Source organism: Patulibacter brassicae (assembly GCF_033949425.1).
GTDB classification, from domain to species: Bacteria; Actinomycetota; Thermoleophilia; order Solirubrobacterales; family Solirubrobacteraceae; genus Patulibacter; species Patulibacter brassicae.
In genome coordinates, this window is sequence record NZ_JAXAVX010000007.1 from 150,456 (window position 1) to 163,799 (window position 13,344).

10 protein-coding genes and 1 pseudogene are annotated in these 13,344 nt (G+C 77.2%); 7 read left to right on the forward strand and 4 right to left on the reverse strand.

What is annotated here, in order from left to right; translation table 11 throughout:
* Nucleotides 1-49: 49 nt before the first annotated feature.
* A complete protein-coding gene (locus tag SK069_RS14020; protein ID WP_319954873.1) occupies nt 50-3,202 on the reverse strand; it encodes an ATP-dependent DNA helicase in 3,153 nt (1,050 codons plus the stop codon).
* A 79-nt stretch (nt 3,203-3,281) separates the two neighbouring features.
* Between SK069_RS14020 and SK069_RS14025 the strand changes: the two genes are divergently transcribed.
* The 3 genes from SK069_RS14025 to SK069_RS14035 all read left to right on the forward strand — a co-directional run bounded on the left by SK069_RS14025 (nt 3,282) and on the right by SK069_RS14035 (nt 6,460).
* Nucleotides 3,282-4,181 (forward strand): inositol monophosphatase family protein, encoded by a 900-nt coding sequence (locus SK069_RS14025; protein ID WP_319954874.1) that lies wholly within the window; start codon nt 3,282-3,284, stop codon nt 4,179-4,181.
* 105 nt (nt 4,182-4,286) lie between these two features.
* A complete protein-coding gene (locus tag SK069_RS14030) occupies nt 4,287-5,147 on the forward strand; it encodes a hypothetical protein (protein ID WP_319954875.1) in 861 nt (286 codons plus the stop codon).
* Between the two features lie 161 nt (nt 5,148-5,308).
* Nucleotides 5,309-6,460: an Mrp/NBP35 family ATP-binding protein gene (locus tag SK069_RS14035; protein ID WP_319954876.1), complete on the forward strand. Its 1,152-nt coding sequence runs from the start codon at nt 5,309-5,311 to the stop codon at nt 6,458-6,460.
* A 123-nt stretch (nt 6,461-6,583) separates the two neighbouring features.
* On the opposite strand, the gene SK069_RS14040 is transcribed toward SK069_RS14035, so the two are convergent.
* On the reverse strand, nt 6,584-7,933 hold the full coding sequence (locus SK069_RS14040) for an NHL repeat-containing protein (RefSeq protein WP_319954877.1): 1,350 nt from the start codon (nt 7,931-7,933) through the stop codon (nt 6,584-6,586).
* A gap of 358 nt (nt 7,934-8,291) precedes the next feature.
* Here SK069_RS14040 and SK069_RS14045 point away from each other — a divergent pair, with 358 nt between their 5' ends.
* Nucleotides 8,292-8,813, forward strand: coding sequence for a beta-class carbonic anhydrase (locus tag SK069_RS14045; protein WP_319954878.1), 522 nt, complete (start codon nt 8,292-8,294; stop codon nt 8,811-8,813).
* A 117-nt stretch (nt 8,814-8,930) separates the two neighbouring features.
* Here SK069_RS14045 and SK069_RS14050 read toward each other — a convergent pair whose 3' ends face one another.
* Nucleotides 8,931-9,191 carry a 4Fe-4S dicluster domain-containing protein gene (locus tag SK069_RS14050; protein WP_319954879.1) on the reverse strand — a complete coding sequence of 87 codons (261 nt, stop codon included), beginning with the start codon at nt 9,189-9,191 and terminating at the stop codon, nt 8,931-8,933.
* 137 nt (nt 9,192-9,328) lie between these two features.
* Between SK069_RS14050 and SK069_RS14055 the strand changes: the two genes are divergently transcribed.
* The gene (locus tag SK069_RS14055) at nt 9,329-10,228 is read left to right on the forward strand and encodes an NAD(P)H-binding protein (RefSeq protein WP_319954880.1); all 900 of its coding nucleotides are present in this window, start codon (nt 9,329-9,331) and stop codon (nt 10,226-10,228) included.
* Between the two features lie 32 nt (nt 10,229-10,260).
* Here the strand turns inward: SK069_RS14055 and SK069_RS14060 are convergent, their stop codons facing one another.
* Nucleotides 10,261-11,727, reverse strand: coding sequence for an amidase (locus tag SK069_RS14060; protein WP_319954881.1), 1,467 nt, complete (start codon nt 11,725-11,727; stop codon nt 10,261-10,263).
* Nucleotides 11,728-11,738: 11 nt separating this feature from the next.
* Here SK069_RS14060 and SK069_RS14065 point away from each other — a divergent pair, with 11 nt between their 5' ends.
* A complete protein-coding gene (locus SK069_RS14065; RefSeq protein WP_319954882.1) occupies nt 11,739-12,842 on the forward strand; it encodes a citrate synthase 2 in 1,104 nt (367 codons plus the stop codon).
* Nucleotides 12,843-12,850: 8 nt separating this feature from the next.
* A pseudogene (locus SK069_RS14070) lies at nt 12,851-13,344 on the forward strand (hypothetical protein); the annotation flags it as partial.

The window sequence follows — 13,344 nt, forward strand, 5'->3', positions numbered from 1 at the left end:
GGCCGTCACGTCGCGTGGGCACGGCTCGGCCGGGCGCGGACGTCCCCGGCTACGTCTCGGCGGCGGGGCAGGTCAGGCGGTAGTCGCACATCGAGCACGCCTCGTAGGACGGGGTCGGCTCGAAGTCCTGGCGCAGCACGCCGGCGGCGACCTCCTCGACGACGGCGGTGATCTGGTCGCGCTCGGCGCCGTCGGCCTCCAGCGGCACCTTCTCGTCGTCGAGGACGTAGTGGTAGCTCTGGCGCGGCGGCTCGAGGCCCCAGGCGTCCTGCGCGGCCACCGCGTAGAGCTGCAGCTGCACGTCGCGGCGCAGCTCCTCCGGCGTCCGCGGACGGCCGGTCTTGTAGTCGACGAGCTCGTAGGCGCCGTCGGGGTGCCGGTCGACGCGATCGACGCGGCCGCGCAGCGTGTGGGCGCCGAGGCGGAACTCGAAGCCCCGCTCGAGCCAGATCGGGTTGCTGTCCTCCTGCGCCGTCCGCGCGTGGTAGCGCGCCATCGCGTCCTGCGCCCGGGCCCACAGCCGCTGCTCCTCCGGGATCCCGACGAGGCCCGAGCGCGGCCACGCGGCCTGCAGCAGCGCCCCGAGCTCGGCGAGCTCCGTGCCGCCCTGGCCGTGCCAGCGCTCGAGCACCTGGTGCACGACGATCCCGAACCGCTGCGGGATCGTCTGCGGCGTCGGGATCCGCAGGACGCGACCGAGCTTGTAGCGCAGCGGGCAGGCGCGGTACGTGAAGAGGTCCCCGGCCGAGAGCACGACGCCGTCGCCGCGCAGCGGCAGGAACGGCTCCAGCGACGGCTCGCCGCGGCGCCCGGCCGCGCGATCCGCGGCCTGCCCGGCGTCGCGCAGCAGCTCGTCGTCGAGGCCGCTCGTGGCGAGGACCTCCTTCTGCTGGGCGGTCGCCGCCTGTCGGATCGCCGCGTCGATGGCGGGCATCGCGCCCGCGACGTCCTGGCCCTCGGGCCGGTTGATGAGCGCGGCGACCTTCAGCAGCTCGAGGTAGCGCGTGACCCCGTGCGCGACGTCGAGGTCGGTGTCCATCCGCAGGTCGCCGAGCCGCGCGCCGATCGTCGCGACGTCCCGCAGGAGCGCGTCGCGCAGCACGACGAAGCTCTGGTGCAGCGCGTCGTCGGGCCCGAAGAGCTGCTCGTCGTGCTCCTCCCACGCGACGTCGGCGCCGCGCCGCGCGTCCTCGAGCGCCGGAGCCGGCTCGCGGGCCGCGCCGGTCGGGGCCTGCTCGGGATAGGCGAGCACGACGCCGTGCCGGGCGCGGGTCATCGCGACGTGCAGCCGGCGGCGAGCCTCGTCCCGCGCGGCCGCGGCCGGATCCCCGTCACCGGCCGGCACGAGCTCGGTCGGCAGCGGATCGACGAGCCGCGCGCCACCGGCCGTCACGCGACTGGCCTGCAGGCCGAGGACGAGCACGTGGTCGAGCTCGAGCTCCGCCGCGGCGACGAGCGGCAGCACCCGGATCGCGCCGGCCGGCGCGTCGGCGGCGTCCGCGTCGACCGCCGCGCCGAACGGCGCGGCCTCGACCTTGCTCTCGGCGTCGCCGCCGGCCTCGGCGAGGAGGACCATCCAGCGGGCGAAGTCCCGGGCCGACGCCCGCGGGGCGATCCGCCCGTGGCGCTCGGCGAGCTCGCCGACGCGCGCGAGGTCGCGCAACCGGGCGACGACGTCGCCGCCGGCGCCGAACAGCTGCTGGCGGCGCAGGCCGAGCCGCTCGATCAGGCGGTGGACGAACTGGTCCGCGGGCAGGACGTCCAGCGCGCCCTGCGCGGCGCGGTGCAGCCGCAGGAACGCGACGACCCGGTCGCGGGCCTCCGGCGGCAGGGCCGCCGAGCCCTCGGCGTCCGCGAGCCCGGCGACGAGGTCGCCGCGGCGCCGACGCGCGAGCTGCAGCGCGCGGGCCAGGTCGACCGACCGCAGCTCGACGGGCGGGCGCGCCAGCGCGCGGCCGATCGCCGGGGCGTCGGCGGGGTCCAGCAGCAGGCGCAGCCAGGCGAGGACGTCGCGGACCTCGACCCGCTCGAGGAACGTCGCGGCGCCGCCGAGGCGCGCGGGGATCGCCCGCTCCTCGAGCGCCGCGACGACGGGGCCGCCCTCCCGGCGCACCGAGCCCACGAGGACCGCGATCCGCTCCGCCGGCGTGCCGTCGCGCAGCAGCCGCTCGATCGCGCTCGCCGCCTCCTGCGCCTGGGCGCGCTCCGTCGTGGCGCGCCAGCAGCGCAGCTCGCCGCCCGAGGGGGCGTGCCACCGCCGCGCGAGGCGATCGCCGAGCGGCGCGACGACCGCCTCCGCCGCGCGCAGCAGCCGTTCCGGGCTGCGCCACGAGCGCTCGAGCGCGACGCTCCGCAGCCGCGGGTGGGCCGCGAGCCGGCGCAGGTTGCGCGACGCCTGGTCGTGCAGCGCCCGCACGGCCTGGTCGTCGTCGCCCGCCGCGGTGAGCGCGACGCCCTGCGTCAGGAGCGCCTCGAGCACGCGCATGCCCGCCGCCGGCAGGTCCTGGACGTCGTCGACGAGCAGGTGCCGCAGGCCGTCGGCCGGCGCGCCCTCCCCGCCGGCGCGCAGCAGCAGCTCCCCGTGATCGACGAGGCCGCGCTCGGCGAGCAGCCGGTCGTGCAGCTCCCAGAGGACCGAGAACTCGCGCTCGCGCGGCGCCCGGGGATCGGTGTCCGGCAGCGCCAGCGCCCAGCGGCGGTGCGTCCCGCCGTCGACGAGCGACTCCTTCAGCCGGTCGATCCGCCCGACCGCCGCCGACAGCAGGGCGACGTGACCGCGGCTCCCGGGTCCGCCGTCGTGGTGGCGCAGCACGAGCCGGTCGCGGTGCTGCAGGAGCAGCGCGACGCGCTCGGTGCGGCTGAGCGGCACGACGAACGGATCGCCGCCCCCGGGCGCGCTGCGCAGGAGCCGGTGGCAGAGGTCGGGCAGCGTCGTGACGACGACGTCGCTCGCCGCCGGCCCGAGCCGCTCGACCAGGCGACGCCGCGCGCGGGCGGCGCGGGCGGGCGTCGCGACGAGCAGCGCGATCCGCTCGGGCGCGACGTCCGCGGCGGTCGCCAGCCACGCGGCCCGTGCCGCGAGGACGGTGCTCTTCCCGGTGCCCGCCGCCCCGCGCACGAGCACCGGGCCGGCGTCCGGCGCCGCGTCGAGCGTCGCCGCGCCGGCCTGCGCGTCGGAGAGCCCGTGGAGCGGTTCGGCCACGCGTCGATGATCGCCGATCGCTCGCCGGGACGGCAGGGCGCGAGGAGCGGGCCGGGGGCGAGGTCCTACGATGGGGTCGATGCCCGCCGCCGCCCCACTGGACCCCGCGGAGTGGGTCGCGGCGTTCGGGCGCGCGGCCGATGCGGTCGCCGGCGGCCTGCGCCACGCCCGCGACGGCGACGACGCGCGGGCCGGCCTGGCCGAGGAGACGGGCGAGCGCGGCGCGGGCGGCGACCGGACCCTCGTGATCGACGCCGACGCCGAGGACGCGGTCTTCGCCGAGCTCGAGCGCCTGCACGAGGACGGCGCGCGGTTCAGCGCGCTCTCGGAGGAGCGCGGCCGGGTGGACTTCGGCGGCACCGACGCGCTTGTCGTCATCGACCCGATCGACGGCTCGACGAACGCGAAGCGCGGCGTCGCCCACCACGCGGTGTCGCTCGCGCTGGCGACCGGTCCGGACGTCGTGACGCGCGGGACGATGGCCGACGTCACCTGCGGCCTCGTCCTCGACCTCGGCTCGGGAGTGCGGCACGACGCGATCCGCGGCGGCGGCGCCCGCCGCGACGGCCGGCCGTTGCGGGGCCCGGCCACCGAGCGTCGCTCCGACGACGGGCGCATCGAGCTCGTGGCCATCGAGTCGGCCGATCCGCGCAACCTCGTCGCGGCCGGGCCGGCGCTCGTCCAGCACGCCCACCGGGTCCGGGCGATCGGCGCGATGGCGCTCTCGCTCTGCTGGGTCGCCGACGGCCGGGTCGACGCGATGGCGTCGCTCTGGCGCTGCCGCGCGATCGACGTCGCGGCGGGGCAGCTCATCGTGCGCGAGTCGGGCGGCCACGTGGCGTTCGGGACCGACGCCGAGGGCGACCTGCTCGCCGCGCCGCTGGACCTCGAGCCGCACCTGCCGATCAGCGCGGCGCGCACCCCCGAGGGGCTGCTGCGGGCGATGGCCCTGCCGGCCGTCGCCGACGCGCGCTCCTGACCCGGCGTCGCCGCGGCGCGTCGGCGCGCCCCCCGATCGGCGGGCGCGTCGCGTACTCCGTCCGCATCTCCGTGTAACCGCGCGCTGGGGGCCTTGTAAGAACAGGTGTTCGACGCTACAGTCGAGTGGAACTTAGAACTAAGGACCTTCACCATGGCCGACACCCCCAGCACCGCCAAGACCAGCTCCACCGGCGCGGCGAAGACCACGCGCAAGCCCGCCGCCCGCAAGACGACGACCGCCCGCAAGCCCGCCGCGAAGCGCACCACCACGCGCTCGACCGCCGCGCGGAGCACCGCGCGGACGTCCGCCGCGAAGCCGAAGACGGCCGCGGGCGCCAAGACGCAGACCGCCGCGAAGACGACGAAGAAGACCGCGGTGAAGGCCGAGTCCCGCGTCCAGGCCGCGACGCAGAGCGTCCAGGAGCTGGCGACGAAGGCCCGCAAGACCGTCACGACCGTCGCCGACAAGGCGCCGAAGTCCGTCGACGACGCGCAGAAGCAGCTCGAGGCCGCCGGCGGCAAGGCCCAGGTCTACGCCGAGAAGGCCGTCCTGATCCCGGTCGGTGCCGCCCTCGAGGCGCGCGACGCCGCCGTCAAGCAGGTCGAGGTCGCCACGGACAAGGCCCGCAAGCAGGCCGAGGCCCGTCGCGAGGCCGCCCGGAAGCTCGCCGACGAGCGCCGCAAGGCCCTCGAGACGCAGCTCAAGACGTTCGAGAAGCGCGGCGCGAAGGCCCGCGACGAGCTCGAGCGCGACCTGAAGCGCACCCGGACGCAGGTCGAGCGCGAGCTGCGCGAGCGCCGCGCGAAGGTCGAGGCCCGCGTGAAGGACCTCCCCACCGTTGGCGAGCTGCGCGGCGAGCTGCCGAAGCTCCGCGGCGAGGTCGAGTCCCGCGTCTCGAAGGGCCGCACGAAGGCCACCGAGCTGACGGGCCAGGTCCGCGAGCGCATCGGCGCGCTGGCCTGAGCCACGCCCGCGCCGCCGCCGCGCGGCGCCCCCTCCTCCGAGCGCCCGGCGGCCCCGCCCCGGGCGCTCGCCCGTTCCCGGGTCCGCGACACGCCCGACCGGGGGCGGACGCGCACCCGGGCGGCACGGGGGCGGACGAACCGGGCTGTCACAATCGGTCCATGCCCACCCGCGAGGAGATCCTCCAGGCGCTGGAGTCGGTGATCGACCCCGAGATCCGGCGCAACGTCGTCGAGCTCGGCATGGTCCGCGAGATCGCGATCGGCGAGGACCGCGTCGACGTCACGATCTCGCTGACGACGAACGGGTGCCCGCTGCGCAACCACTTCGTGGTCGGCGTGCGCAAGGCGCTGCGCGAGCTCGGCGTGGACGAGGTCGGCGTCGACTTCGACGTCCTCTCGCCCGACGAGAAGGCCGCGCTGCAGCGCAAGCTCGGCCGCCCGGCGCTGCCGGACGGCTCGCAGGCCGCCCTGGCGAGCGTCGCGAACGTCATCTGCGTCGGCTCGGGCAAGGGCGGGGTCGGCAAGTCGACGCTGACGACGAACCTCGCCGCGGCGCTCGCGTCGGAGGGCAAGCGCGTCGGCGTGCTGGACGCCGACGTCTGGGGCTACTCGATCCCGCGCATGCTCGGCCTCGGCGCCGAGCGCCCGCCGGTCTCGCCGCAGCGCAAGATCCTGCCGCTGGAGGCCCACGGGCTGAAGGTCATGTCGATCGGCTTCTTCGTCGCCGAGGACAGCGCCGTCGTCTGGCGCGGGCCGATGCTGCACAAGGCCCTGAACCAGTTCCTCCAGGACGTCGACTGGGGCGAGCTGGACTACCTGCTCATCGACCTGCCGCCGGGCACCGGCGACGTGTCGATGACGCTCGCCCAGCTGCTGCCGCAGGCGAAGTTCCTGCTCGTCACGACGCCGCAGCCGGCCGCGCAGAAGGTCGCCCGGCGCGCGGCGGAGATGGCCAGCAAGGTCGAGCTCGACCTGCTCGGCGTCGTCGAGAACATGTCGGGCTTCACGACTCCGGGCGGCGAGCGCTTCGCGATCTTCGGCGAGGGCGGCGGGCAGCAGCTCGCCGACGAGCTCGAGCTGCCGCTGCTCGGCAAGGTCCCGCTGACGATGCCGCTGCGCGAGCAGGCCGACGCCGGCTCGCCGCTCGTCCTGGAGAACCCGGACGACAGCGCCTCGCAGGCGATCCGCGCCGCGGCGCGCGGCGTCATCGCGGCGACGCCGGAGCTGCCGCCGCTGCTGGCGACGCTGCCCGAGCTGCCGGTGATGCAGAACGCGCCGGCGCCGACCGGCGCGTCGCTGCCGATGGCCTGAGTCGCGGGCACCCACGGCGTCGGCGCTCACGCGCCGGCGTCGGCCACCCGCCCGGCGGCCACGCAGGCCGCCGGCCGTCCGCCGTCGGACCCGCGCGGACGCGACCGCCGCGGATCCGAGGACCTAGCGCAGGCGCGAGGTGCGGATCCGCTGCGCCGCGCCGGCCTTCGGCGTCGCCTCGGCCGCGACGCGCACGGAGCGCGCGCCACGCGTGAGCGCGCGGCCGTCGCCCGTCAGCCGCAGCCGCACCGTGGCCGCCGCCCCGGGCGCGAGCGCATAGCGGGCCGGGGCCGTCACGGTCCGTACCGCCGGCCGGCCGCGACCGGCGCGCCGCACCTTTCCGGCCGTGCGCAGGCGCAGCGTCCCGACGCAGCGGACGGTGCCCTTCGGGCACCGCACCCGGACCGGCACCCGCGTCCCGCGCGTCCGCAGGGTCGCCGGCAGCGCCGGCGCCGGCGAGCCGCCGACCTCGTCGAGGGTCACGCGGGTGAGCCGGTTCGCGTTCGCGTCGATGAACCAGAGGGCGCCGTCGCGCGCGACGGTCAGCTCGGTCGGACGCCGGTCGCCGAGCTTCACGAGCCGCGGCCCGCCGCCGACCGTGATCCGGCCGAGCTGCTTCACCGATCCGACGTCGACGAACCAGACCGACCCGTCCGGCGCGGCGGCCAGCGAGTCCGGCGCGACCCGGGACCCCAGGTCCCACTCGCGCACCCCCGCGCCCGGCACGAGGCGCCCGATCCGCCCGATCCCGGCGGGCGCGGCGAAGCTCGCCGTGACGTAGCGGCCGTACCAGAGCGCGCCGCCGGCGGCCGCGAGCGAGTGGACCTGGTGGCCGCTCGGGATCGGCGTGTTGACGGTCGTGACCCCGTCGGGCTCGATCCGCTTCAGCGCGTCGCCCTGGAACGCGCACCACATCCGCCCGTCGGGGCCGGGCGCGAGCTCGCCGTCGAAGCGGCAGTCCGGCGCGCCGCCGCGCGTGTCGAAGGCCTGGTCGCCGACGATCCGCACCACGCCCTCGCCGAGCGCGTCGCTGATCCAGATCGATCCGTCGGGCGCGGTGGCGATCCGCGCGCCGCGTCGACCGCCGAGCTGGCCGCCGGTGAGGTCGAGCCGGCTGACGGGACGGTCGGCGACCGCGGGGTCGACGACGAAGACGAGCGCGTGAGCGTCCGACAGCACCCACGCGCGGCCGTCGCGGCCGACGGTCAGCTCCTCCGGCCCGAACTCGCCGTCGGTGGGGATCGTCCACTCCGCCACGCGGCCGTCCGGCGCGACCCGTCCGACCTTGCCCCCGCGCTGCTCGCTGAACCACACGCTGCCGTCGGGCGAGGCGGCGATCGAGTGCAGGCCGGCGTCGGACGTCGGGATCGCGACGTCGCGGACCTCGGCCGAGGCGGCGGACGGCGCGGTCAGGGCGCAGGTGAGCGCGGCGAGGGCCGCGAGCGCCGGACGGCGCGACGGGAGGAACGGCACGGGGGAGCTCCGAGGACGGGGACGGACGCGCGGGGGAGGCGCGCCGGTCATCCTCGCGCACGCGGGCCGCGCCCGCCACCGCGTCTCGCGCGGCGGGGATCGCCGCGGGCACGCCCTGCGCGCGCCGGTCCAGCGTGATCGGCCGTGCGAGGGGGATCGTCGATCGCCGCCGAGGTCGGTGGTCGCCCCCTCGAGCTGCGCGACGGGCCGCGCCGGCGACGGGACCGCGAAGCCGCGCCGGCGCCGACGAGGTCCTCGAGCGTCGCGACGCTCGACGTCTCCGCCTCGGAGGTGTCGGTCGCGCGGCCGCGGGGAATAGGCTGCCCGACGCCCGACCAACGCCGACCACGAGGACCGCATGACCGACGCGCAGCACGACCCCCAGTCGCCCGACCTGATCGCCCACTCGGCGGCCTTCCGGGAGCGCTACACCCCGTACGACACGCCCCGCCCGCGTCGCCGGGTCGCGGTCGTCGCCTGCATGGACGCGCGCCTGGACCTCTTCGGGCTCTTCGGGCTCGAGATCGGCGACGCCCACCTCATCCGCAACGCGGGCGGCGTCGTGACCGACGACGTCATCCGCTCGCTCGCCATCAGCCAGCGCAAGCTCGGCACGCGCGAGGTCCTGCTCGTCCACCACACGCAGTGCGGGATGCTGAGCTTCACCGACGACGAGCTGCGCAACGAGCTGCTCGAGGAGACGGGCTACAAGCCGCCGTGGTCGCCGGAGTCCTTCGTCGACCTCGACGCCGACCTGACGCAGTCCCTGCGTCGCGTGCGCACGAGCCCGTTCCTGCCGCACGTCGACGCGGTCCGCGGGTTCGTCTTCCAGGTCGAGGACGGCACGCTGCGCGAGGTCGTCCTGCCCGACGAGGACTGAGCACCGCGCCGGAACGCGGACGCCCCGGCCGGGCCGGGGCGTCTCGTGGCGGTCGGCGGGGCGACGAGGGAGCGCCGCGCCGCCACCGGGGTCCGCGCCGCCGCAGCGGCGCGGGCGTCAGTTCGCGAAGTAGGTGACGGCCTTCTCGGCGAACGCGCTCCACTCCTCGGGGACCTGGTCCTCGGCGAAGATCGCGTCGACCGGGCACGCCTCGACGCACGCGTCGCAGTCGATGCACTCGTCCGGATCGATGAAGAGCTGCGTCGCCGCGTCGTAGTCCGGCTCGTCCGGCGTTGGATGGATGCAGTCGACCGGGCAGACCTCGGTGCAGGAGCTGTCCTTGGTGCCGATGCAGGGCTCGGCGATGACGTAGGCCATGTGAGGGGGATCCTCGCTGTCGCTGGGCGGAGAACCGAGCGGCAAGCATAGCGGCGCGCCTTCCTGGGTCCCCACCCCCGGACGGGGGTCTCGCCGATGCGCGGGCTGGGGCCCGCGATCCCCAATACTCTTGCCGCATGATCCTGCTCACGGGCGCCACCGGCGCGGTCGGCGTCCGGGTCCTGGACCAGCTGCTGGCGGCGGGCGAGCGCGTCCGCTGCCTCGTGCGCGATCCCACGCGGCTGGGGCCGCGGCGGGTCGACGTGCAGCTCGCCCTCTGGACGCTCACCGACGCCCGCCTGCCCGGCGGCGCGCTGCGGGGGGTCGACACGGTCGTCCACCTCGCGGGCCCGCTGCACGACCAGGCGACGGGGACGCTCGAGGAGCTGAACGTCACGGCCTCGTGGCGCCTGGCCGACGCGGCGGCGCGGGCCGGCGTGCGCCACTTCGTCCACGTCTCGGCGCTCGGCGCGGGCCAGGCGGCCGGCTGCCGGTTCCTGCGTGCGAAGGAGGCGTCGGAGCGGGTCGTCGTCGGCGCGGGCGCGATCTCCGGCATGCGGGTGACGACGGTGGCGCCGTCGCTGACGCTCGCTCGCGGGCACCGCTGGGCGTGGTGGGCGCAGGCGCTGTCGCTCCTGCCGATGACGCCGATCCCCCGCCACTACGCGGGACGCTCCGCCCCGATCGCGGCCGACGACGTGGCCGCCGCGCTCGTCGCGCTCGTCGAGAACGGCCCGGAGACCCTCGCCACCGCCGGCACCTCGCCGCACCGGCTGGAGCTCGCCGGCCCCGAGGTCTACGCCCTGCCGGACCTCGTCCACGAGATGCAGGCCGCCGTCGGACGACCGCGCCGGCCGACGATCGCGCTGCCGATCGGGATGCTGCGGGTCGCCACCGCGGCGCTCGAGCGCCCGGGCGTCGCCGAGCGCGACGAGCTGGCGCTCGTCACCTGCGACACCGCCGGTCGCCGTGGGACCGCCGACGCGGAGGCGCTCGGCGTGCGACCGCGCTCCGTCCGCGACGCGCTCGCCCGCTGAGGACCGGCCCGAGCGCCGGTCGTCCGCGCGCGTCAGGAGCGCGCGAGCGGCGCGACCCGGTCGTCCCACGGATGCGCCGCCTCGACCTGCGCGGCGAGCGCCAGCAGCAGCTCCTCGCCGGCCGGCGGCCCGAGCAGCTGGACCGCGAGCGGCAGCCCGGCCGCGTCGTCGTCCTCGGGCCGCAGGAAGAGCGGCAGGCTGATCGCGGGGACGCCGGCGACGTTCGCGATCGCCGCGTAGGGCGAGAAGTCCGCGCCGCCGCGGAAGCCGGCCATCGGATCGGGGCCGTCCGGATCGAGCGCGCCGACGGGCACCGGAGCGGTCGCCAGGGCCGGGGTCACGACGGCGTCGTACGGCGCCAACCACTGCACGACCCGACGCCCGACGCCCTGGATCGCGGCGTCGGCGACGAGGTAGTCGACCGCGCGCAGCGCCTTCGCCTGCTCGAGGAGCTCCCACGAGAGCGCCTCGACGTCGCCCGGCTCCAGGTCGCGGCCCCGGCGCAGCTCGATCACCCGCATCTGCGACGCGACGCCCGGGCCGAACGACGCGGTGAAGAGGTCCAGCAGGCCCGGCAGGCGCCAGGGAGCGTCGGCGACCTCGACGTGGTGGCCGAGCCCGGCGAGGAGCTCGCCGGCCCGGTGCGCGGCGGCGTGGTCGGCCGGCGACGGGTCGGCGTCCAGCGGCGGAGCCGTGGCGACCGCGATCCGCAGGGGACGCCCCGGGCCGTCCTGCGCGCCGCGGGCGGCGGCGGCGGCGAAGGCGCCGGACGGCGGCGGCGCCCAGCTCGCGTCGCCGGTCTCGTACCCGGCGAGCACGTCGAGGGTCGCGGCGGCGTCGCCGACGGTCCGCGTGAGCATCCCGTCGCAGGCCAGGAGGTGGTGCCCGAGATCGGGCGCCAGCGACACGCGCCCGCGAGCGGGCTTCAGGCCGACGAGGCCGCAGCAGGACGCGGGGATCCGGATCGAGCCGCCGCCGTCGTTGCCGTGCGCGACGGGGAGCATCCCGGCGGCGACCGCGGCGGCCGCGCCGCCGGAGGAGCCGCCCGCGGTGCGCCCGAGGTCCCACGGGTTGCGCGTCGGACCGAACCGCCGCGGATGCGTGACGGGGGTGATCCCCCACTCGGGCAGGCTCGTGGACCCGACGAGCACGAAGCCCGCGTCGCGCAGGCGGCGGGTCGCGTTGTGGTCGGCGGGCGCGACGTCGTCGCCGGTGGCGGTCGACCCGACGGTCAGCCGCTTGCCCGCGACGCCGCGGTTGTTCTTCATCGCCGTCGGCACGCCGGCGAACGGGCGCGGGTCGCCGGGGCCGATCGCGGCCGCGGCCTCGAGCGCCTCGTCGGCCCAGACGTCGACGAACGCGTTGACCTGCGGGTCGAGCGCCGCGATCCGCCCGAGCGCCGCCTCGACGAGGTCGACGGCCCGCAGCTCGCCGGTCCGGACGAGCTCGGCGAGCTCCCGAGCACCGCGGCGCAACAGGGACGGAGCGGCCGGCGTCATAGGATCGGAGCATGACCGACGAGGTGCGTTCCGGGCTCGAGGGCGTCGTCGCCTTCGCGACGACCATCGCGGAGCCCGACAAGGAGGGCGGCGCGCTGCGCTACCGCGGCGTGGACATCGAGGACCTCGTCGGGCACGTGCCGTACGAGCGCGTCTGGGGACTGCTCGTCGACAACGCCTTCGACCCGGGTCTGCCGTTCGCCGAGCCCCATCCGCTGAGCGTCCGCTCGGGCGACCCGCGCGTCGACGTGCAGGCGGCGCTGGCGATGCTCGCGCCCGAGTGGGGCTTCCAGCCGCTCATCGACACGAGCGACGAGACCGCGCGGGAGGAGCTCGCCCGCGCCTCGGTGACCGCGCTGTCGTTCGTCGCCCAGTCCGCGCGCGGCGGCGGCCAGCCCCCGGTGCCCCAGTCGCAGATCGACTCGGGCCGGACGGTCGCCGAGCGGTTCCTGCTGCGCTGGCGCGGCGAGCTGGACCCGCAGCACGCCAAGGCGGTCGACGCGTACTGGATCTCGGCCGCCGAGCACGGGATGAACGCCTCGACGTTCACCGCCCGCGTCACGACGTCGACCGGCGCGGACGCCGCCGCGGCGCTCTCGTCGGCCGTCGGCGCGCTCTCGGGCCCGCTGCACGGCGGCGCGCCGTCGCGCGTGCTGGCGATGCTCGACGGGGTGGAGCGGCGCGGCGACGCCGAGGCGTGGGTGAAGGAGGCCATGGATCGCGGCGAGCGGCTCATGGGCTTCGGTCACCGCGTCTACCGCGCCGAGGACCCGCGTGCCCGCGTGCTGCGCCGGACCGCGAAGGAGATCGGCGCGGGCCGGTTCGAGGTCGCCGAGGCGCTCGAGCAGGCCGCGCTGGCCGAGCTGCAGGCCCGCAAGCCCGACCGCGTCCTGGCCACGAACGTCGAGTTCTGGTCGGCGGTCGTGCTCGACACGGCCGCGGTGCCGGCCGAGCTCTTCACGCCGATGTTCACCTGCGCGCGCGTCGCCGGATGGTCGGCGCACATCCTCGAGCAGAAGCGCGAGGGCCGCCTCATCCGCCCGTCGGCGAAGTACGTCGGCGAGGGACCGCGGCCGGTCTCCGCGGTGCCCGGGGCGGACGCGATCGACGCCTGAGCGGGCCGATGGACCGCCGCGTCCGCTCGTACCTCGACCACGCCGGGCGCGAGCTGGCGGCGGGTCGGCACGAGCTCGCGGCGGGGCTCGAGCGCGAGGCCCAGCGCGCCGCCGAGCGGCTGCACGACGGCCGCGCCGAGCGCCTCGCCGTCCTGCGCCTGCGCGTCCGCCGGCTGCGCGCCGAGCGCGACCACGCCGGCGCGATCGCGGCGCTCGTCGCCGCGCGGGAGCTCACGGACGACCCCGCCGCCGCGTTCGACCTGCGCACGGAGGAGGTGCAGCTGCGGGTCGCGGCCGGCGAGCCGGACGCGACGGCCGCCGCCGAGGCGCTCGTCGCCGAGGGCCGGACCGAGGATCGGGCGCGCTGGGCGCGCGCCCGCGCGCTCGCCGTGCTGGCCCAGGCCCGGGAGGCGAGCGGCGACGCGGCGGGCGCCCGGCGCGCGACGGACGAGGGCCGCGAGCTGCTCACCGGGGGCCCGCCGCCGCCCGCGGAGCTCGCGGC